The sequence below is a fragment of the Paenibacillus luteus genome (assembly GCF_006542765.1).
Classification (GTDB): domain Bacteria; phylum Bacillota; class Bacilli; order Paenibacillales; family Paenibacillaceae; genus Pristimantibacillus; species Pristimantibacillus luteus.
Map to the genome: position 1 here is coordinate 16,879 of NZ_SKCD01000018.1, position 20,068 is coordinate 36,946.

19 protein-coding genes are annotated in these 20,068 nt (G+C 46.0%); 1 reads left to right on the plus strand and 18 read right to left on the minus strand.

Going from position 1 to position 20,068, the window contains the following annotated elements; all coding sequences use genetic code 11:
- Position 1: 1 nt before the first annotated feature.
- From E0496_RS14645 to E0496_RS14690, 10 genes are all read right to left on the minus strand, one after another.
- Positions 2-1,132 (minus strand): glycoside hydrolase family 88 protein, encoded by a 1,131-nt coding sequence (locus tag E0496_RS14645; RefSeq protein WP_141502550.1) that lies wholly within the window; start codon positions 1,130-1,132, stop codon positions 2-4.
- Positions 1,133-1,165: 33 nt separating this feature from the next.
- Complete coding sequence (locus E0496_RS14650) at positions 1,166-2,998, minus strand: heparinase II/III family protein (protein ID WP_141502551.1); 1,833 nt, start codon at positions 2,996-2,998, stop codon at positions 1,166-1,168.
- Positions 2,999-3,215: 217 nt separating this feature from the next.
- Positions 3,216-3,806: a TetR/AcrR family transcriptional regulator gene (locus tag E0496_RS14655; protein ID WP_141502552.1), complete on the minus strand. Its 591-nt coding sequence runs from the start codon at positions 3,804-3,806 to the stop codon at positions 3,216-3,218.
- Positions 3,807-3,878: 72 nt separating this feature from the next.
- Positions 3,879-5,045: a YhgE/Pip domain-containing protein gene (locus E0496_RS14660; protein ID WP_141502553.1), complete on the minus strand. Its 1,167-nt coding sequence runs from the start codon at positions 5,043-5,045 to the stop codon at positions 3,879-3,881.
- Between the two features lie 121 nt (positions 5,046-5,166).
- The gene (gene tatC, locus E0496_RS14665) at positions 5,167-5,919 is read right to left on the minus strand and encodes a twin-arginine translocase subunit TatC (protein ID WP_141502639.1); all 753 of its coding nucleotides are present in this window, start codon (positions 5,917-5,919) and stop codon (positions 5,167-5,169) included.
- Positions 5,920-6,049: 130 nt separating this feature from the next.
- Positions 6,050-6,283, minus strand: coding sequence for a twin-arginine translocase TatA/TatE family subunit (gene tatA, locus E0496_RS14670; protein ID WP_141502554.1), 234 nt, complete (start codon positions 6,281-6,283; stop codon positions 6,050-6,052).
- A 55-nt stretch (positions 6,284-6,338) separates the two neighbouring features.
- Complete coding sequence (locus tag E0496_RS14675) at positions 6,339-7,394, minus strand: molybdopterin-binding protein (protein ID WP_141502555.1); 1,056 nt, start codon at positions 7,392-7,394, stop codon at positions 6,339-6,341.
- Positions 7,391-7,885 carry a MogA/MoaB family molybdenum cofactor biosynthesis protein gene (locus tag E0496_RS14680; protein ID WP_139992749.1) on the minus strand — a complete coding sequence of 165 codons (495 nt, stop codon included), beginning with the start codon at positions 7,883-7,885 and terminating at the stop codon, positions 7,391-7,393. Before E0496_RS14680 ends, E0496_RS14675 begins: the two co-directional genes overlap by 4 nt.
- Before the next feature lie 27 nt (positions 7,886-7,912).
- Positions 7,913-8,392 carry a cyclic pyranopterin monophosphate synthase MoaC gene (gene moaC / locus E0496_RS14685; protein ID WP_141502556.1) on the minus strand — a complete coding sequence of 160 codons (480 nt, stop codon included), beginning with the start codon at positions 8,390-8,392 and terminating at the stop codon, positions 7,913-7,915.
- Positions 8,373-9,020, minus strand: coding sequence for a 5-formyltetrahydrofolate cyclo-ligase (locus E0496_RS14690; RefSeq protein ID WP_141502557.1), 648 nt, complete (start codon positions 9,018-9,020; stop codon positions 8,373-8,375). Before E0496_RS14690 ends, moaC begins: the two co-directional genes overlap by 20 nt.
- A gap of 148 nt (positions 9,021-9,168) precedes the next feature.
- Between E0496_RS14690 and E0496_RS14695 the strand changes: the two genes are divergently transcribed.
- The gene (locus E0496_RS14695; protein ID WP_141502558.1) at positions 9,169-11,103 is read left to right on the plus strand and encodes an ABC-F family ATP-binding cassette domain-containing protein; all 1,935 of its coding nucleotides are present in this window, start codon (positions 9,169-9,171) and stop codon (positions 11,101-11,103) included.
- A gap of 238 nt (positions 11,104-11,341) precedes the next feature.
- Here the strand turns inward: E0496_RS14695 and E0496_RS14700 are convergent, their stop codons facing one another.
- The 8 genes from E0496_RS14700 to E0496_RS14730 form a co-directional block, all read right to left on the minus strand.
- The gene (locus E0496_RS14700; protein WP_141502559.1) at positions 11,342-11,992 is read right to left on the minus strand and encodes a response regulator transcription factor; all 651 of its coding nucleotides are present in this window, start codon (positions 11,990-11,992) and stop codon (positions 11,342-11,344) included.
- Positions 11,970-14,366, minus strand: coding sequence for an ATP-binding protein (locus tag E0496_RS14705; protein ID WP_141502560.1), 2,397 nt, complete (start codon positions 14,364-14,366; stop codon positions 11,970-11,972). Before E0496_RS14705 ends, E0496_RS14700 begins: the two co-directional genes overlap by 23 nt.
- Positions 14,367-14,399: 33 nt before the next feature.
- Positions 14,400-14,570, minus strand: a complete 171-nt coding sequence (gene comX, locus E0496_RS35600; protein ID WP_161601433.1) for a competence pheromone ComX — start codon at positions 14,568-14,570, stop codon at positions 14,400-14,402.
- A 126-nt stretch (positions 14,571-14,696) separates the two neighbouring features.
- Positions 14,697-15,626 carry a polyprenyl synthetase family protein gene (locus tag E0496_RS14710; protein WP_161601434.1) on the minus strand — a complete coding sequence of 310 codons (930 nt, stop codon included), beginning with the start codon at positions 15,624-15,626 and terminating at the stop codon, positions 14,697-14,699.
- 47 nt (positions 15,627-15,673) lie between these two features.
- Positions 15,674-15,901 (minus strand): hypothetical protein, encoded by a 228-nt coding sequence (locus E0496_RS14715; RefSeq protein ID WP_139992763.1) that lies wholly within the window; start codon positions 15,899-15,901, stop codon positions 15,674-15,676.
- 65 nt (positions 15,902-15,966) lie between these two features.
- A complete protein-coding gene (locus E0496_RS14720; RefSeq protein WP_139992765.1) occupies positions 15,967-16,710 on the minus strand; it encodes an ABC transporter ATP-binding protein in 744 nt (247 codons plus the stop codon).
- A gap of 597 nt (positions 16,711-17,307) precedes the next feature.
- The gene (locus E0496_RS14725) at positions 17,308-18,126 is read right to left on the minus strand and encodes a class I SAM-dependent methyltransferase (protein ID WP_141502562.1); all 819 of its coding nucleotides are present in this window, start codon (positions 18,124-18,126) and stop codon (positions 17,308-17,310) included.
- 110 nt (positions 18,127-18,236) lie between these two features.
- Complete coding sequence (locus E0496_RS14730; RefSeq protein WP_141502563.1) at positions 18,237-19,802, minus strand: 2-isopropylmalate synthase; 1,566 nt, start codon at positions 19,800-19,802, stop codon at positions 18,237-18,239.
- Between the last annotated feature and the right edge of the window lie 266 nt (positions 19,803-20,068).

Sequence of the window (20,068 nt, forward strand, 5' to 3'; positions counted from 1 at the left end):
TCTACCAGAAAGTATCGGCATTTCCTCTTAGTCTCGCCAAGCCTTCAACAAAGAAATAATCTCCGTAAATTAGCGGTACATCCACGTTTCTTCGCTCCGGATAGTGGCTAGTCCCATGGAGAACCAACCCTTCTTCAGCATCATTATCCCAAGCTCCATAGTTTTCGTACATCGAGCGCAGAATCCGCTCGCCTAGCGCTTGATAAAGCTCTGCCTCCTCGCCTGGCACCGATCTTGCGATTTCAAGCAAGCCGCATGCCGCACATGCGCCGGCCGAGGTATCACGGTAGCGCTCAACGCCGGATGGCAGGCGGAAATCCCAATGCGGTACCGAATCCTCAGGCAAGTTTGCCAAGAAGAAATGGGCAACGCGCTTTGCAGCCTCCAAATATCTAGGCTCGCCGGTATATCGGAAGCTCAGCGCCATCCCATAGATCGCCCATGAGGCCCCACGTGACCATGCCGAGTTTGGAGCAAAGCCCTGTCCACCGTTTACGCTTACAAATTCACCCGTCTGTGGATGGAAAATAACGATATGATTGACGGAACCGTCCGTCCGGATAAAATGCTCAAGCACCGTATCGGCATGCTCCATCGCCAAATGCTTGAACCTCGGATCACCAGTCGTTTCGCTAGCCCAGTACAGCAGAGGCAAGTTCATCATACAATCGATGATCGCCCAGCCTTCGTTGCGATCGCCTTCGCTCCATGGATTCCACGCTCTAATATAGTTTCCTTTGACATTGAATCGTCCACTTAAAACGCTTGCAGCCAGCAGCGCTCGTTTGCGTGACTGTTCTTCTCCAAGCAGCTTGTACCTAGCAACACTCGTAAGTGACCACATAAAGCCGATATCATGATCCAACTTGTCAAATCCAGTTAATACTTCATCAAGCTGCTGCTCGCAAGCTTCTGCAATGTCTTTGTACCTCTCATCCTTCGATTCCGAGTCACGGTATAACAGCCATAACAAACCCGGCCAGAAGCCTGCGGTCCACCAATGAGGCGCCTCTAGCACATAAGTGCCATCCACGCTGGCATGTGGAAATCTAGCGCCAATGCGATTGCTCGTTCTCGTAACCTTCTCATGTACCTTTTCCCAAGCTTCATTTACCCAACTCGTTTGCACCATATTTCTTCCCTCTCCCTGCTGTATCCTTTTCGATCAGGATTCAAATTGAAAAACAAAAGTCCCAATGAGCGGCTTTGCATTAACTGCCGTCGCTTGAAAATCAAGGGTATGCCAGAAACGTTCAACGCCAAAATGGTCAATGTCGCTTCTAGCGGTTACGACAGGCGTCCAAACCAAAGGATCGTAAGACAAACTTAGCTTTCGCTTTCCTTCGATGAGGATTCGCCCTTCTCTATCTTGCATGGGAGTTAACAGCGTAATAAACCTCTCTGCTACGGCCCGCTCAGACGAATGGTTAACATTCATATCAAATAAAAAAGTATCGGTCAGCTCAAGACGAGGAAGCGCTTCCTTATTCCAGCTGAAGCTCCGCTCAAGCTGCTCCAAACCCGTGTCTGCATAGGCGGAGCTGAATTCCACTACTAGCTTATCAACATCATCGCCAGAGGTCGCCTCGATAATCTCAGACCGATAGGATAAACCACTTTGCTGGTAACGACCATCTATAATCGGAACCGAATGACCCTGCGATCCATTGCACCATAACGTATAACGCTCTGGGCCAAAATATTGCGCCGTATATTTACCGCTGCCGAGGTCTGCCAAATAAGCTTGTCCATCCGCATGCACCATAAAATGGCCAATATCGTTATGATTATGCGGTTCTTCATTGTGACCGCCTTTGGCTGCAAAGCTGTACAAAGCCCCATCCTCTTTGACATCCCTGGACAAAAGCCACTGCACATCAGGCAGATAATACGATTCAGACGGCCACATAGCCTTGTCTCCCGAGCTCGTCAGCCATTCTTCTTGCGTCCAAAGCAAATTGCGTATAGCCGGAGCCCAGCGCCCGCAATGGTCCGCAGCATACGACGCTCTCAAGCTCGCATCTGGCACGGCCACTTCTTCATACTCCTTATGCAAGCAGCAGCTTAATCCCATGAAGATGCCGCTGGAAGCGGGAGAATCCGAGAAATTGATAACCATGCTCCCGCTCGTAAAACATTTCTGCTGGAATAATGCGATTTGCTTAACCTTGTTGGCAGCAAACAAATCAATTTCGCCGGATGTCGCTGTCTTCAAGAGCTCGGCAAAATAAACATAATAGCCAAAGCCATACTGCCAATATAAATATCCTTCCGCGCAAGCCCCGTCTTCACCAAAGCCGCTTAAATAGCACGCGAGAGAACCAAGAACTCTCTCCAGTATAGCAGACAAACTTATTGAATCGTCCATGAGATGCAGTGCGGCTGCGCCAATTGAGCCCGCACATACCGCTGACCAATTATGATCAGCCGTTTCCCAGCCGTAAGAACCTTGCTCAAGAAAAGGTAGGAAAATCCTCCGCTCTACTTCGTCTGTAATCTTAGCTTTCAACAAGGCAGGCATCCGCTCGCCTAATAACGCCTTCACTTCGCTAAGCGCAAAGGCCGTCTCCGCAGCAAACAAATCAATGTCCGGTCTCACTGCACCCTCATTATAGTGGGCTGGAAGACACCAGGTAAACTCATTGCAGATGGACCAGACGATATTCCATGCCGCCTTCTCATAACCTGAATGTTGAGGCTCAAGCAGTGCCATAATAACAAAAGCATTCAACCTTTTGCGCCGCTCAAAATAAACCTTCTCGTAAGCTAGCCGCTCTCCCGTGTCGCCATATAAACGAAACAAATCGTAGGTGAGCTCCGGATCGGGCGTTTGCCCAAAATGGTCAGCCTCTGCTTTCATTTCATCAAGCAGCGAACGATTAACCTTAGAGCTGTGCAGCCTTGCAGCCAGCAGCTCAATTGAACTGTCGGGAGCAAACAGCGCAAGGCCTCGTTTTCTGCTGGTTTCGACAATTACGGCGATCTGATCGCGATTCATCTTATCCCTAAGCTCCTATTCTGACTGTCCTGTTTCTTCGTTCCGGATAACTATGTATTCGTTATAAATGCTTTGTGTTTGCAGCAACTCTTTCTCATGGCGTGCCACATATAAATTGTACCAGTATTAATTCCGATTCGTCTATCTTCATATGCCATTCCTCCATATAAAAAAGAATACCGCTTTGCGAATTCTCGCTAGCGGTATCCTGTAATCTTTATTTATCTCTATATTGCAATCCGCCCATGATGAACGTGGTTAAATCCTCAATCAACGGCTCCAATTCAGGATCAGCCTCTTCAAGTATGATAGACCAATACTCGGTATGCCTATGGAACAATAGCGTGCCAATAATGGACATTAATGCGGTATCGAGCGAGCGAAAATGGAATAAGCCCTGTTCCTCGCCCTGCTTAAGCCATTCCCGAAGCAGCCTCCACATCGGCATCACATGCTCCCGTATTTTTCGAATACGGTCTGTGTTCATAATAATTTCCTGCTGAATGATGCAAATAAGCTGACGATCGCTGAATCGGAATTTGGTTACTTCTCTGATAATAAGCTTAACCCCCTCGACCGGGTCCAGCTTTTGATCCACTTTCGAGATTTGATCATTGGGGAAAAAATGCTCGAATATGGCGCCAAACATATTTTCTTTTCCGCCAAAATGGTAGGACACGAGGGCGACATTGGCTCCAGCCTCCTCGCAAATTTGCCGTACGGTCGTTTTTTCGAAGCCGTACTTAGCGAACAGCTTTTTGGCAGCTAGCAAGATTTTAACTTTGATATCCGCATCTCCTGTTGACATGTCGGTCCCCCATTGAAGCGTATTTCCTTTATTTTGAACGATACTTAGTCAAACGGCAAGCGCCTAGCTAGATTAACGCTTCTGGCCTGCCACGACAACCGTTGGCTGCTGCTGAAGCACAGGCTGTTTCTTCATGGCTACGGCAAACATGCTAATCGCGATGGCAATCACTGCGATCAAGCTAAGCAAAAGGGCGTCAGAAGTAGCAGCTGGGCCGCCGAACAAAATATTCATTGTGCCTTCTACTGCATAGGTAGCAGGAAGGGCATCTCCTAGCTTGATGTAGAAGTCCGACAGCAGCTCGCGCGGAACGATGGCACCTGAAGTAACCAACTGCGCAGACAATAAAATAATATTAAACAGCATGCCAGCCATTCCAAACAAGTATAGAAATAACTGCGATACAAAAATAAACGTGAGTACGAACAACAGCTGGAATAACCAGATATGAAGGAAGCCCTGAACCATTTGGCCCCCGAAGGAAGCAAGCAAGGTGGAGCCAACCAGCGAAACAACAACCGCCGCGATTACATTAATTACGCTTCTTGCTGCAAATCGGCGCCATCTGCTTACCGATCCGCTTACAGCCATAGACGATTGTTCAAAGTTCATGCCCATAATCATGGCCCCAACATACGAAGCGAGCACCATCATCATCGGAACCATCTGGTTGTTCATTCCCTTTACCACGTTCGTCGATTGAACGTCCGATATGACACGCTGTGATAATCCTTGCGCCGCTGCTGCTGCTTGATCAGCCGGCATGCTCATATTGCCAAGCACGGTTTGAATGCCGCCTGCGACCGCTTGACCGTTAATTTGGGCCGTAATTTGCGCTGCCGCGCCGCTCATAATGCTTTTAATAAGCGCAGGATTCGATTCATTAATCAAATATTGAATGGAAGCCGTACCATCCGCTGCAGATGCTTTTTGAGTAAAATCAGTCGGAACGACAACGACCATCTGTAGCTCACGAGCATTTAGCTGATCCTTGGCATCGTCAAGGCTGTCGATTTTACTCATATTAAAAGGCAAGCTTTGAAGCAAGCCAGTGGAAATTTGCTGCCCCATTTGTTGATCCTCGCTGACTACGGCAATTTTCAATTGATCAATGCGATCCGTAACGCCATTATAGCCTGTCATCCAAATGACAGAGAAAATAACCTGGAACATAATGGCGGTAATAAGCCCAACCCAAGTCGTTGGACGTTTCATAAAGGCTTGTAATGCATTTTTCATTCCTATCCACTCCTATTGTCTATTTAAACGTTTGTTTTAAACACCTGTTTAAATACTACGAAGAATCTAAAGTTTTGTCAACAACTAAAAAAAAGGAGAAGAGGAATATCCTCTTCTCCTTTTAAGCCTTATGAAGCGAGTCGTCAAATTCAGATTCCCATTTTGCATCTGCAGCAAGCTGCTTCTTATGCACCGTTCCGGATAAAAACACACTAATCTCATACAGGATGATCAATGGAATAGCGACCAGAATATCCGAAATAAAATCAGGCGGCGTAATGACTACCCCGATAAACACCATGACGAAATAAGCAAACCTGCGCATCTTGCGAAGGCGTTTCGGGTTAACCAGCCGAATGGCCGTTAGAAACATAATAACTAGCGGCAGCTCAAACAGCAGGGAGATCGGTATTAATAAATTGAACATAAACGTAAAATATTGCGCAATACCGTACGTCTCCTCCAAGTTCAAATGCTGTGCAACCGTTCTTGTAAAGTTGAACGCGAGCGGAAATACGACAAAATAAGAAAAAGCCAGACCGATTAAAAACATAAGCAGAGCGAACGGCACGTATTTCAGTGTGGATCGCTGCTCATTTTTGCGTAGTGCAGGCTTTACGAACGCCCAAAGCTGAAAAGCAATCATAGGCAATGCCAAGATTAAGGCGATGACGAACGCAAATTTCATATACATGCCAATACCGTCCCAAAGCGAGAACGTATGTAAGGAGATGGTATTGGCTGGCTTCTGGCTCATCAGGAAATCATAAACAGGCTGCGCGAATACAAGTCCGACCACCAAGCCTAAAACCAATATAATCAACACGTAAACGAGTCGCTTTCTTAGCTCTCCAAGATGCTCAAGAAGCGGCATCAGCCCTTCTTCGCGAAGCAGCGCTTTACGTGACACCTGCTCTGATTTATTTTTTGCTTCCGTACCCACCTGTATGTACCTCCTTCACTTACCGTTTCCAGCTCTTTATTCAAGAAAAAAGCGGGCCCGATTAGTCCGGAAGCCGCTTGTTGTCTTTATCATTATTTTCTGAGCGATTCACTTCAGAACGGCTCGAATCCTTGTCCTTGCGATCATCATCGTCCATTATATCTCTTGCACCTGCTTTGAATTCACGCAGCGTCCGTCCGAAAGCACGGCCGAGCTCCGGCAGCTTGTTTGGTCCAAACAGCAGCAAAGCGACCAAGACTAGCAAGATAATACCCGTTGCACCTATTCCTGACATCTTATTACCTCCTCCAAGTCTTACGAATCCATATGGCTTCGTAAGCATTATAAACTTAGCAGTTGTTTAACCCGCCGTATCCCATGCTGACGATATCTTCACGCACAATCGTATCCCCCGCCAAAATCCGTGGCAGCAGCACATCAAAAGATGTATAGGGATCATGCATCACGCAGCCCGGCAACCCCATAATCGGCACTCCATTCAAATAACCGATGAGCAGCATCGAGCCTGGCAGCATCGGTGTTCCATAGCTTATAATCTCCGCGCCTGATGCTTTAATCGCGCCCGGCGTGCGGTCATCGGGATCCACCGACATTCCGCCTGTCACTAGTATCATATCATAACCTTGCTCAAGCAAATAGTGTATTTCCTTGACAATTGTTTGTCGATCATCCGGTGCAAATCTCTGCTCGCCTACTTCTGAGCCAAGAGCTTCTAGCTTGCTCCTCACGGCCGGACCGAATTTATCCTCGATTCTGCCGTTAAACACTTCTCCGCCAGTCGTTAATAGACCTGCTCGTATCGTCCGGAAAGGCTTGACGGTTAGAGGAGAAACTCCCGCATGTGCTGCGCGGTATTCAGCAGCCAGTCGTTCTACAGCTTCTACTTTTACTTTCGGAACGACAAGTGGAATCGCCCTTGTTGCTGCAAGCTGCTGTCCAGGCTTGACAACCGTATTGGTCTTAATCGTAGCTAGAGCGATTTCTCCAAGCTCATTAATGGCATCCACCATGCTTTTATCCACGATCGCCAATCCGAGAAGATTAGATTTGATGCTCACCTTGCCCTCATGAGGTTCGGATAGAAGAAGCTGATCATCTTGCAAAGCCTTCGCCATCCGAATCGCCGCATCATCCTCATGCAGTTCATTTTCGCCAAGCTCCATAATATAAATATGTTCTTTGCCGATATCAAGCAGGTTAGGAATGTCTGCCTCGGTGATCACATGCCCTCTCTTAAAGAGCCGTCCCTTGAATTGGCCGGGAATAATACGCGTCAAATCATGTGCAAGCCGCAGCCCGATTGCATCATATACGGATACTTCACTTAGAATGGTCGTTCCCAGTTGCTCGACTCCGTCGTTTGCCTGCTGCTGATTTTGACTCATCCGCTATGCTCCCCCAGTTGACCGGACAAAATGCCCAGTGCATGCGGCAGTTGATCCATAATCGCCATCAAGCTCTCATGAACGCCTTTTGGGCTTCCAGGCAAATTGACAATGAGCGAGCTTCCACGAATGCCGCAAACGCCGCGGGAGAGCATCGCCCTTCTGGTCTTCTGCAAAGCCCCCATCCGCATCGCCTCTGCAAGGCCTGGCACGGCACGATCAATGACCTTAAGCGTTGCTTCTGGTGTGACATCACGCTGGGCAAGCCCCGTCCCGCCTGTCGTTAGCACAAGATCGGCATGGAAATACTCCGTCATCTCAATAATAGCCGCCATAATTTCATCCTGCTCATCCGGAACAATCCGGTAATCCACAATTTCGCCGCCGAGCTCTTCCTCAATCAGTTCACGAATAACCTGAGCGCTTGTATCCTCGCGCTCCCCGCGTGAGCCTTTATCGCTTGCCGTTAATATTGCTACCTTCCACCGCATTTCCCATTCCTCCCATTCCTATTCCGCTCATGGGTTTGACGAAATTTGATAATCTCCGCTCTTGCCGCCGGTTTTGGACACCAGTTGCGTCGGCCCAATGATCATATCCTTTTGCAAAGCCTTACACATGTCATACACAGTCAAAGCCGCCGCAGAGACAGCCGTTAGGGCCTCCATCTCAACGCCTGTTTTTCCAGTCGTCTTTACAACACCTTCTATGTATAGCTCGTTCGCCCCATTATCAGTGAATATAATATTTATGCCTGTGAGCGGAAGCGGGTGACACATCGGAATCCAATCTGCTGTTTTTTTTGCTGCCATTACTGCTGCAATCTGGGCAACAGCCAGCACATCCCCTTTTCCGATCTTGCCTGCCTTAATTTGCGCTAATGTTTCCGGGTTCATGATTACTTTCGTCTGAGCAACGGCAGTGCGTGAAGTGACTTCCTTCTCGGTAATGTCAACCATCCGCGCCCGTCCCTGCTCATTAAAATGCGTCAGTTCCACTCCTATCACTCCTTCTGTGCAAATAAACCTCATGCTCAGTAATTAGCCCATCCATGACTAAATCATGTCTTTCTAGAGGAACCTCGTCAACAAGCTGTTCTTCAAATGAAGCGCCGAGCCACAGTCGGTGGTCATTTCCAGCTGCGCTGCCTTGCATTTGTTCAGCGAATCGGTCGTAATAGCCTCCGCCGTACCCCAATCGTCCGCCATTCCTGTCGAAAGCAAGGCCTGGAACAATAATTACATCCGGTGCAACTCCTGTTTCCACCCTTGGCGCTACTGACGGATTAGGCTCCATGATCCCATAGGCACCCGTTGTTAGTTCGTCCCAGCTTCGCAAATAATAGAGGTTCATCGAACGGTCAGCAGCTATACATTTGGGCACGATAACATCACGTCCCGTTCGCCAGCCCCATTCAATAAGCTCAGATAAATCAAGCTCGCTCCTAAAAGCAATGTATACCATAAAAGAATCGACAGATCTGCTTTCAAGCAGCATTTGTGCTTTTGCACAGGCAGCGGCTGAGGCTATTTTCCTCTGCTCAGCTCGCAGTCCGTTACGTTTCATGGCCATCTGTTTCCGTATGTAAGTTTTATTGCCAATTGGATTTGTTTCAGCCAAAAGCATTCACCTATTCTGCATTACATCATTTTTCTTTCATTAATAGTAGTTTACCACTGTTATGCAACTTTCGCCAATGCAAGCGCTCGTTTATGGTACACTAAGGAGTAGTGAAAGCCTACTTAATTTACAATTATTTGTTGGAGGTTTCAAAATGCTGCTACAGGTTTCTAACGTAACAAAGAGCTACGGCGTTAACGTCGTGTTATCCAATATTTCAATGCAGGTTCAAGAAAGAGAACGGATCGGCCTGGTCGGAGTTAACGGAGCCGGCAAGTCTACGCTCCTAAAAATTATCGCCGGTGAAATGACCGCTGATTCAGGTGCCATCCACAAAGCAAAAGAAACAAAAATCGGTTATCTCGCTCAAAACAGCGGTTTGCAATCCAGCCGCACGATTGAAGCCGAAATGCTAGCTGTATTTGCTCATCTGCTAGAAGCTGAACAGGAGCTTCGAGAACTAGAGGTCAAAATTGCTGATCCTGCGCTTCATGATGATGAGAAAAAATACACCGATATTCTGGACCGCTATGCCAAACGCTCCGATTGGTTTCGAGAGCAAGGCGGATTCGAAATCAATACCCGTATTAATAGCGTTCTTCATGGCATGGGATTTGGCAATTTTCCGCCAGACACCCTAATTTCAACACTTAGCGGTGGACAAAAAACCCGTCTAGCTCTCGCCCGTATTTTGCTTCAGGCACCTGATTTGCTCATGCTGGATGAGCCTACCAACTATCTTGACATTGAGACATTAACCTGGTTGGAATCGTATTTGCGCGGATATTCCGGCGCTATTCTTGTCGTATCGCATGACCGGTATTTTCTCGATGCGCTTGCACAGACGATTATCGAAATTGAGCGACATACCTCGAAACGCTATACCGGCAATTACAGCCGTTATATGGAGCTTAAAGCTGCCGAATATGAAATTACTATGCGACAGTTCGAGAAGCAGCAGGATGAAATTTCTCGGATGGAGCAGTTCGTCCAGCGGAACATTGTCCGGGCCTCAACTACGAAGCGGGCACAGAGCCGCCGCAAAGCACTCGACAAAATGGACCGTTTGGACAAGCCTCAGGGCGATTTGAAAAAGGCAAATTTCACATTCGAAATTGAACGTTCGACAGGTAAAGACGTCCTTGCCGTTCAAGATGTTTCCGTTACCTTCCCAGAGAAGGACTCTCCGATATTCCGCAACGTCTCCTTCCAGCTTACCCGAGGTGAAACCGTGGCATTAATCGGACCCAACGGTATCGGAAAATCGACCTTGCTGAAAGTTATTGTCGGACAAAATGAGCCTACGACCGGTACCGTCCGTTTCGGAACGCATGTCAAAGTCGGCTATTATGATCAGGAGCAAACTAGGTTAAACGGTAAAAACACTGTTCTCGAAGAAGTCTGGGGCAACTACTCCCATATGGAAGAAGCCCGCATCCGCACCGTACTTGGCAACTTCCTATTCAGCGGCGAAGATGTATTAAAACGGGTTTCATCACTAAGCGGCGGCGAGAAAGCACGTGTTTCGCTAGCCAAGCTTATGTTAGCTCAAGCGAATGTGCTTATTTTGGATGAGCCTACCAACCATCTTGATCTCTTCAGTAAAGAAGTGCTTGAAGCTGCTTTGCTCGATTATGAAGGCACCTTGCTATTCATATCGCATGACCGTTACTTCCTGAACAAGATGGCAGAACGAATTGTCGAACTTAAACCTACAGGAACTGATCATTTCCTAGGAAATTATGACGAAATGATAGAGAAAAAAATTGAAATCGAAGAAGCAAGGCTCGAAGCGCTGTCAAAACAGGCTACCCGCTCGAAATCTACAGCTATTTCCGACAATGCTCCTGCCAGCTCCTATGAAGCTGACAAGCAAGCCAAGCGCGAAGAACGTGCAAAACAGCGCAAGCTTGAACAGTTGGAACAAGAAATTGCTTCACTTGAGCAGCAAATTACGGAGTTGGAAGTGCAGCTTACAGATCCGTCGATTTTTAACGACTATATTCGGATTCAGGAAATTCAGGCGGTCATAGAAACACGCAAAGCTTCCCTAGCAGCCGCCTATGAAGACTGGGAGCAATACATGTAACCGATCAACACAATCGTGCAAGGAAAGGACGGATCATAGAAGACAGCCATTTTACAGAATAACTCTATGATGTCGAAACCGCGAACGCCAGAAGCCTTCCTATCCCATTCAAAATGTTAAGGCCATTACTTTTATCAGCTTACACATAAAACGGCAGGTTAAGGATAAATCCTTAATCTGCCGTTTATGATTAACCGGATAAATGCTTTGTTACATAAACTGTCCCAGCGTATCAAATTTAATATTGCTCTAGACTGATTAAACCTAGTCTTTGTGCCTCTTTGATCGCTTCTGAGCGCGAGCGGACATTTAACTTATCAAAAATTCGTGATAGCTGATACTCTACATTTCTTTGGCTGACATGCAGCATAGCTGCCAGCTCCTTATTGCTAACACCGGTTGCTACCTCGTGTAAAATCGTCTGCTCTTTCTCGTTGATCGATACATCCTCTATTGTAACTTCGGTCCTGCCAATGGTAACCTCATGCCGTCTAAGCTGCTTGAGAAGCGTAATCGGGATAACCGTATCTCCCCTCATCACGCATCGAATCGCATTGTGCAGCTGCTCTCTAGAAACCGTTTTGGAAATGAAGCCTGATACGCCTGACTCTATAAGCAAATTAAAATGCGAGCCAATTTCATAACCCGAATAAATAATAACTTTTCGTTCAGGGTCCTGTTGAATGAGACGCTTGGTTAGCTCCAGACCGCTAATGCCAGGCATGTTCAAATCGCATAAAATCAGATCAAAATGTTCCACCTGCACGATATCAAGCGCCTCGATTGCCGATAGGACAACCGCTACCGACATCTCGCAGTCTTGCTCAATCATCGTTTTTGTTCCTTCCCCAACGGAAGGATGGTCATCAACTAATAAGATACGAATCACGCGATATACCCCTCTCCGATATGCCGGTTGTCATTGTTTCTGGCAACAAAATAACAACCTCTAGGCCGTTACCGCGTTGAGAATAAAATGAAATGTCTCCTTCAAGACCCGTCACCCGTTCTTTAATGCCTGACAAGCCCATATGCTCGAAAGAAACTGTCATTTGATTTACATCCATACCTACACCGTCATCCTGATACCGGAAATAGATCGTTCCTTTACGCAGCTCTAGCTCAAGAATAACTAATTTAGCTTGTGAATGTTTGTCCGCATTGCGAAGCAGCTCTTGCACAATACGGTATATAGCTGTAATTTGCTCCTCATTTAGCGGACGATTAAACGACTTTGCACGGAAATCAACTGCAAAATTCACACGCATTTGAGTATGCTCAATTATGGATTCCACAGCCTCAACCACGCCCATTTCCTTCAGAAGGGGCGGACGAAGCTCATTGCAGGTCTCCCTTATTTGATGAATAACATCGAGCAGACCCTCCTTAATATCCTCAAGCTCTCGTCCCAAACTATCCGAAATCGGATAATCCATCATGATGGATTCAAGTTTCCGATACCATAACAGCTGGTCCTGCAGTGCTGAATCGTGCAAATCTGCAGCGAGTTTCCTTCTCTCATTCTCCGACAAGCAGAATAGCAGGCGAAGCACCCATGGTGAAGTAGACTGCTCCTTGCGAACCTCGGATTCCAGATCCTCGATCAGTCCCTCAATTAAATATAAGTTTTCAAAAACGATGCTGGAATAGTTCGACATCGTCTTGAGCCAGCGAAGCTCATCCGAGTTAAAGCGAGTATGGTTCGTCTTCATGCCGATCCAGAGAATATGATACCTAGACCGCTGCCTTCCGATTACCAGTCCTAGACCGTAAGGTAATTCAATCAGCTCTCCGACCTGAAGGGAATTAACCGTTCCCAGCAAAAATTCTGCCGTGATCAATTCCTCCGGATGCTCTCCCATCGGATAGACGGTATTTTCCGATTGCTCGACCACCATGAACGTAATGCGATTGACTGGCAATAGGTCAGCAATTTCCTGCTTCAGCACAGCCTCCAAATCGCCTTGCTTCATAACTCTGGCTATTTTACGAGAGAAGCGGTCAAGGCTATCCTGGTAGCTGTACATCGCCTTGAAAAGCTTTGGTCTAAAGCGTTGATCGATTTGTTCCTTGGCATATAAAAACAACGTCATTCCGATGTAGATGACAAAAAACACGCCAAACCATGCGGCCCATGACGGATTGTTCTCTCCTAGTAATACAAACGCTACAAGAGCAGACACAATGACTGCGGGTACAAAAGCAAGCGCCGTGTAATATTTAAATCTCGTTAAAATAAAATCAATATCAAATAATTGATTGGAGGTGGATAAATAAAAATATACAATTGGAAGAATAAATAAAAATAGTGCCGTAAATGCTGCCGGGAGAATTTGGCTTTTCCCAAAAATTTGAGGAAGCAAATTCAAAGTGGCGAATGGTGTAAATGCTACCAAATGCGATATCAGCGTTATGGTAAACAGAGAGTGCAGCTTGGTATTCCGATATTTCATAAACTTGCTGACTAGCTTAAAAACGCATACAAAATTGCCTAAGAGCACCATACCGCTAAAGGCCATTTCAATATAGTTATAAAATTGGATAGGAAACAGATTGGTCCAAATATAGAGTAAGCTAGACGCTCCGACTAGCCCTATTACAGTGAATAAAGTACGCAGCAATTTCTTGCTGATGAAATTAACGTCGAATCTTTGCAAATAAATATTCATAAAACTCATGAACAACAAAGGAATGGCAGGCAATATCAAATAAATAACGGAAATGCCTACTGGATCGCTTCGATAAGAAGCAGCTGAGCTGTAATAGCTAATCCCAATAGAAATAAAAAATAAAATAAGCATAATGACAGACTTGTCATTTCTTCGCTTCACATATAGAAATGCAGAGAACGCGCAAAAAATAACAAGCGATATTCCTGGAATATACAATTGAAGCAATAGTTCCCAAAGCGAATGGTCACCTGTCCATCCTTTTGAAAAGGATATGGCTTGCTGAACGTTATCTTTATGTAAGAGAAGAACATTATCGGCGTTCTCAATTGAATTATACTTCTTCACATTGCGGAACTCATTGACCGGCTCGCCGTTAACCTCTAGAATCTGATCGCCTACCCTTATTCCCTTTACTTCTGCCTGACCTGCTGGCTCTATCGACTTCACGATATAGCGATCGTCAGTATCCTGAATCAATACAGCACCTATGGAGGGGACTCTTACGATTACGGAAGTCAAATAGAGGAGCGAAGCGAGAAATATTGCTAGGAAGAGGATTGCAATCATGCGGTTCAATACTGTAGGTTTCATGCTGTCCTCTTCCCTTCAAGCATAATCAAAATTTTAGCTCCACATGTATGCGTATCCGCTGTTCTTTTCATTTTTTTCTTTAAGTTCGCCAAGAAGAGCTTTTTGTTCCGCCGCAGAAACACCTGCAATTTGCAATTGTCCACCCATAGCCATAGACATATTACCAGTGTTACTTACCAACTGACGAATCGTTTCTTTCAACATTTTAACTCCTCCGCTTCTCTACTAATATGATAAAATATGATACTTCTCTACTATAACAGGAATAGAATCGACAGAAAACGCAAAAGTGATTCGTATTTACCGAAACGGCTTTTGCGCGGTTTGTTTTTATGCAATTTCTTGGTTTAAAATAGATAAAAAAGTCGATTTCCAAGGACTTATCTCCTGAATCGTATCCAAGAGCTCTTCAAAGCGATTATAGTGCATGCGGCTCATCACTGATCCATACAATGTGACGCCCGTTCTCTCGCAAGTTTCGAGAAAAAGCTCGCGCTTTGCTTCGATGTCCTGAATGGAGATAAAGCCTTGAAAATAATCTTTTATCCAAAGGTCCTCTTCCGCTTCTCCTTCTATTAAATAAAGAGTAAGCAAAGTACGTTTTCGTTGAATAAAGTCGCTCTTATCATCCCATCTTAGTAAATCACGGAGATCATTTTGGATTTGAGCTGCCATACCGATCTCGAGTGAATATTCAGCTACGACTGAATTCCATGGCTGACCTGCGAGCAAAACGCCAGTCATGCAGGCGAATTGCAGCATCGTTGCTGATTTTTGCTTAACCATATCCAAGTAATCTTGTTCGTCCTCTACAACATTGGCCAAATCCAGCATTTGTCCATTTGCTGACTGAAGCAGCTGAGTATTCATCATTTCCATTAGAGCAAGTCGGATCTCGTTACTAGCACTGCTGACCAGCATAGCCTGTTGAGATAAGGTTAGCAATGCCGTCGCCACGTGAATTGCAATAGGCTGCGGCGCTTGCATCCACGACTTATGTGGAGCATCTTGGTCCTGAAGGTCATCGAGAATGTCCGAAGCAAGTACAAACAGTTCAACCGCAGCCGCGGCCTCGTAGGCTTCATCACCCATACCGCCAAACATACGGTAGTGAATGACAGTCAGCTGTCCGAATCGGATGGATTCTGCCAGCTTGTCCTTAATAAACAGCTCTGCATAACGGATAAGAGGCTCAGCTGTGAAGTATTGCTGAACCAGCCTCCGCATATGCCCGGCTATAAGTGGATTACAATTATTCACTATGAATCCTCCGCAAATCATGATCATACTATTATACTATGAAACCGTTAAGTAAACATACGCTGAAGCATCGTTACACATTGCCCTAATCTGTTAAGTATCCATACGCCGTTGCAGTCGATGATTCGTGTGCGCTTATTCTCCGTCTCGCTTTCTTTCTTCGGACTATCCTCCTCATTCATTTGATAAACTAAACTTGCGATCATCTCCATTCTCTTCTCTAGTAGCTTTCTGCGCTCGACTGACGGACTTTCGATGTGATCGCGATGATCCATTGACTAAAAAGCCCTCCTTGAGGTTTACGTGTGCATCTTAGGCGATTGCTGAATGACGTCTTCTCTTATACGCTCACACTCCCATTGATTTCTACTGCATGATGCATATAAACAGCTTCCATTGTCATGCCGCCGCCTGGCAGCTGAGCAATAAGCGTCGTTGGATTATCACAAGTAATAAACTCACCTTTGCGCATGACGCATACCCGATTGCAATTGCGCTGAATTTCCTCCATATCGTGGGAAGCAACAACAATTGTTTTTCCTTGCTGCTGAAGCAGTTGCAATAGGGACCAATAATCCTTTTTCGCTTGTGGGTCCAAACCAGTGGTTGGTTCATCTAGGAAAATGATTTTAGGATCGTTAACCAGCGCGATTGCCAAAGCCGTACGCTGTCTCCATCCGCCTGACAAACGTTTTACTAATTTATCGGAGTAAGGACTTAGGCCAAACTGTTCGATGATTTGGTTTAAATCATTTTTTCTTTTATAAAAGCCCTGAAAAAGCTCCATCGCTTCGCGGACATTCATTTTGTCGACCAAAGAAGTGCTTTGCAAATGAATGCCGATATCTTCCTTTAGGCGTTCCGCGTCAAGCACTACATCATGCCCGTAGATCCTGATGCTTCCTTGGTCCGGCATACGGATTCCCATTAACATTTCAAGCAGCGTTGTTTTCCCAGCACCATGCGTACCGATAATTCCAAACATTTCTCCTTCATTTACTTTAAAGGATACCTTGTCCACTGCTTTGTTCGCACCATAATACTTGCTGACCGAGCTTACCTGAATGATCGTTTCCTTATCCATTCTTTGGTTAACCTCCATTCACACTTAAACCTTGTATGATTGATATAATTTAAGGTGAGATTTATGTTTTGGTATGCGTCATAGTTTCACGATAACCGATAGCGTTAACTTTTTCACCGAAAACCTGTTTAGTATTTCCCGCAATTTTTTTGCGTGACCGCAATTGAAGCGCAAAACTGTAAAACTTATAAATAGCAATAATTAACCAAAATAAAAACAGTCTAAACACTAAAAGATAGTGATTTGACTGTTTTATTTTTGATATTAGCCATATCATTCTTAACCTATACGTTATCCACAAAGATATCAACAGTTCTGTATAAATTGTTAGTTAATTCAGTCGATAGCCTAGGCGAATTTCAGTAGTAATTTCGCGGATTTCGTCGTTTTATAGGTCAAAACTCATAAGTCCTCTGGATTTATCCACGTTATTCACACTATCCACAGATCTGAGTCAAAGAATATATCCCCTTTTCGCACACAATGTTAAGCGTTCGTAAATCCAGTGTTTTCGGGCATTTCTCCGTTTTATCCACATTTTAGCGCCTCATTGTGGATAACTTTGTGCACAACACTAAATTTGGTAAATTTATTCGATTATTTTCTTCTCCCGATATAAAGCAAATGCGAAGACATGCCAAGAATATGAGTATTTTCAGCGGAGTCATATAAGAATTGCATAAACCTCGCGTATTCTGCGTTACCGAGCGATTTCCAGTAATCAAATTGCTCCTTCCCAAGTGAGCCTGCTGCACTAGAGGAACCAATGAGCTTAATCGTTTCAAAGCCATGCGCTTCCATAAACGGCGTTATCTCATCCACATCGTAATAGTATGCGCCTGTGAATCTTCCTTCGTCGCCATGATTGAATATGCCCGATTCCATAAACGCGGAGATGTCCGTCATATTATCGGTGGGCCTCCAGCTCAGGGGATTGGCAAGCGCTGTAAGCGCATGCCTGATTCGGGTCATGAATGAAACAAATACATAGCCGCCGCTCCTTGTTACGCGGTGCAGCTCATTAACGGCTTGTTTCCTTTCTTCGAGCAGTTGCAGGTGGTACAGCGGTCCCATCATTAAAGAGGCATCGAAGCACTCGCTGGAAAAGAGGCTTAAACTCCTCGCATCCGCAACATGAAAGCCTTGGAAGCGTTCTGCAAGCCCAAGCTCTTCCGCTTTTGCGCTCGCCACCTGCACAAGCCTTGGCGTTAAATCGGTCAACGTGACCTTATAACCGCATTTTACCAGCTCCATTGCATATTTTCCGGGACCGGCACCATTGTCGAGGATGTGTCCACTTTGAGGTAGGAAGCGTCTGATATAATGCCAATTTATATGATACTCAAGTGGCTCACGATCGAGACGTCCCCATTCGTCAAACTGGTTGTAATAGTTTATCGTGCGGCTATTATCCATCTCAGCAGCTCCTTTACTCTCAACCTGCAATTTTTGAACAAGATGGTTTTCCCATAATAGAAATTCCCTTCTCTACTATGGAAAAACCGCTGTTTATTTCATTCTATGGATTAATTAGCTGCCTGTTTAGCGGCCGATTTAACCGTTCTGCTGCCAGTGGTCATAACCGCTTGATTACAAGCAGCAACATAGGCTTGTGCCGCAGCAAGGACAATATCGTTGTGGGCAGAGGTTCCGCGGAAGCGCTGCTGCTCATGCAGGATGCTGACGACTGCTTCGCCATGCGCATCCTCGCCCGTCGATAACGAATGCAGCTCTAGATCCTCAAATTCGGCTGCAACGGGAATCGCTTGCTGAATGGCATGAATAACCGCTTCAATCGGGCCTGCTCCCATGGCCACATAGGTTTGCTCTGCGCCAAACTCATTTTCACGAATCGTTACGGTAGCCGTGCGAGAGCGCTGTGTTCCGGCATGGACTTGAAGATCGACCAGCACATAGGGGTCAGGCTGCGACTGAGTCAGCTCACCGGCGATGCGGATTAATTCGTCATCCGTTACGATTTTTTGCACATCTGCGGCTTCCTTGAACTTATCGTATACATCCTGCAATTGAGCCTCTGTCATCGCAATGCCATACTCCGAAAGACGGTGCTTGATCGCATGGCGTCCAGAGTGCTTGCCCAGAATAATCATGTTCCGTGGAATACCCATTGCCTCAGGGTCCATAATTTCATACGTACTTCGGTTTTTCAGCAGTCCGTCCTGATGGATGCCCGATTCATGCTGGAATGCATTACGGCCAACAATCGGCTTATTGTAAGCAATCGGGAAATTCATTGCACGGCTAACCATTCGCGAGGTTTCATAAATCTCTCCAATTTGAATGTTGGTTTCCGCTTGAATGGTATCCTTCCTCGTTTCAATGGCCATAACCAGTTCCTCCAGGGAGCAGTTACCCGCACGCTCGCCGATGCCGTTTACCGTCACCTCAATTTGCGTTGCCCCTCCTTGAATTGCCGCAATGCTGTTCGCAACCGCAAGTCCAAGATCATTATGGCAATGCGCGCTGTACCTTACGGTGTTGCCGCCTCTGGCTTCTTTCCTGACCACGCGGAACAGCTCTCTCATTTCTTCCGGCATGGCGTAGCCCAGCGTATCCGGCAGATTAATGATTGTCGCACCTTCAGCAATGACCGCCTCAACCAGCTGAATCACAAACTCTCTTCCCGAGCGTGTCGAGTCCATAGCGGAAAATTCAATTTCATCCACAAACTGCTTGCCGTAAGCAACCATCTCGCGGGCAATTTGTACGACCTCATCCCGTGATTTCCGCAGTTGATGGTTCAAATGGATGTCCGAGGAGGATATAAAGAGGTGAAGCCGTCTGCGGGCCGCATCCTGCGTAGCCTTGACAGCCGCATCAATATCCACTTTCACGGCACGGGCAAAGCCGGCAATCTCTACATGCTGAAGCTCACGGGAAATTTGCTGCACCGCGGCGAATTCGCCAGGACTAGAGACGGGAAAGCCTGGCTCAATGACATCAATGCCGAGCTTGCCCAGCTGACGGGCAATAATAATTTTGCGTTCTGGATCAATGGAAGCACCTGGAGACTGCTCGCCGTCCCGCAGCGTTGTATCAAAAATCTGTATTTTTTTCATTTCGTTTGTCATTGTAATTTCCTCCCAGTGTTAGATGGCCGTTCATGTATTTCAAATATTCACCGTATGTGAAGCATGCAACTTCTTCATTTCTTTGCACCAAGGTGAAACGGCTGTTGCCGTCCTTTGGCGGCGCAGCGCGTTTCATTCCGAAAAATGTAGAGAAAGGAAATCCCAAAGGTATACTTTCCTATCTTTCAAGCAAAAACGCCTTCGGCGTCCTTTAGACGCTGAAGTAGCTTTGACGGTGAAATATAAGCCTTTTATAAGCTAACAAA

Excerpts from the sequence above, each read along its gene's own strand:
- E0496_RS14730 (WP_141502563.1), bottom strand. The coding sequence starts at position 19,802 with ATGACAAACGAAATGAAAAAAATACAGATTTTTGATACAACGCTGCGG.
- E0496_RS14645 (WP_141502550.1), bottom strand. The coding sequence starts at position 1,132 with ATGGTGCAAACGAGTTGGGTAAATGAAGCTTGGGAAAAGGTACATGAG.
- E0496_RS14675 (WP_141502555.1), bottom strand. The coding sequence starts at position 7,394 with ATGAGTCAAAATCAGCAGCAGGCAAACGACGGAGTCGAGCAACTGGGA.
- E0496_RS14690 (WP_141502557.1), bottom strand. The coding sequence starts at position 9,020 with ATGCTTTTGGCTGAAACAAATCCAATTGGCAATAAAACTTACATACGG.
- E0496_RS14695 (WP_141502558.1), top strand. The coding sequence starts at position 9,169 with ATGCTGCTACAGGTTTCTAACGTAACAAAGAGCTACGGCGTTAACGTC.
- tatC (WP_141502639.1), bottom strand. The coding sequence starts at position 5,919 with ATGCCGCTTCTTGAGCATCTTGGAGAGCTAAGAAAGCGACTCGTTTAC.
- E0496_RS14680 (WP_139992749.1), bottom strand. The coding sequence starts at position 7,885 with ATGCGGTGGAAGGTAGCAATATTAACGGCAAGCGATAAAGGCTCACGC.
- E0496_RS14650 (WP_141502551.1), bottom strand. The coding sequence starts at position 2,998 with ATGAATCGCGATCAGATCGCCGTAATTGTCGAAACCAGCAGAAAACGA.
- E0496_RS14725 (WP_141502562.1), bottom strand. The coding sequence starts at position 18,126 with ATGGATAATAGCCGCACGATAAACTATTACAACCAGTTTGACGAATGG.
- E0496_RS14720 (WP_139992765.1), bottom strand. The coding sequence starts at position 16,710 with ATGGATAAGGAAACGATCATTCAGGTAAGCTCGGTCAGCAAGTATTAT.
- comX (WP_161601433.1), bottom strand. The coding sequence starts at position 14,570 with ATGTTGAAAGAAACGATTCGTCAGTTGGTAAGTAACACTGGTAATATG.
- E0496_RS14715 (WP_139992763.1), bottom strand. The coding sequence starts at position 15,901 with ATGGATCATCGCGATCACATCGAAAGTCCGTCAGTCGAGCGCAGAAAG.
- E0496_RS14705 (WP_141502560.1), bottom strand. The coding sequence starts at position 14,366 with ATGAAACCTACAGTATTGAACCGCATGATTGCAATCCTCTTCCTAGCA.
- E0496_RS14660 (WP_141502553.1), bottom strand. The coding sequence starts at position 5,045 with ATGAAAAATGCATTACAAGCCTTTATGAAACGTCCAACGACTTGGGTT.
- E0496_RS14655 (WP_141502552.1), bottom strand. The coding sequence starts at position 3,806 with ATGTCAACAGGAGATGCGGATATCAAAGTTAAAATCTTGCTAGCTGCC.
- tatA (WP_141502554.1), bottom strand. The coding sequence starts at position 6,283 with ATGTCAGGAATAGGTGCAACGGGTATTATCTTGCTAGTCTTGGTCGCT.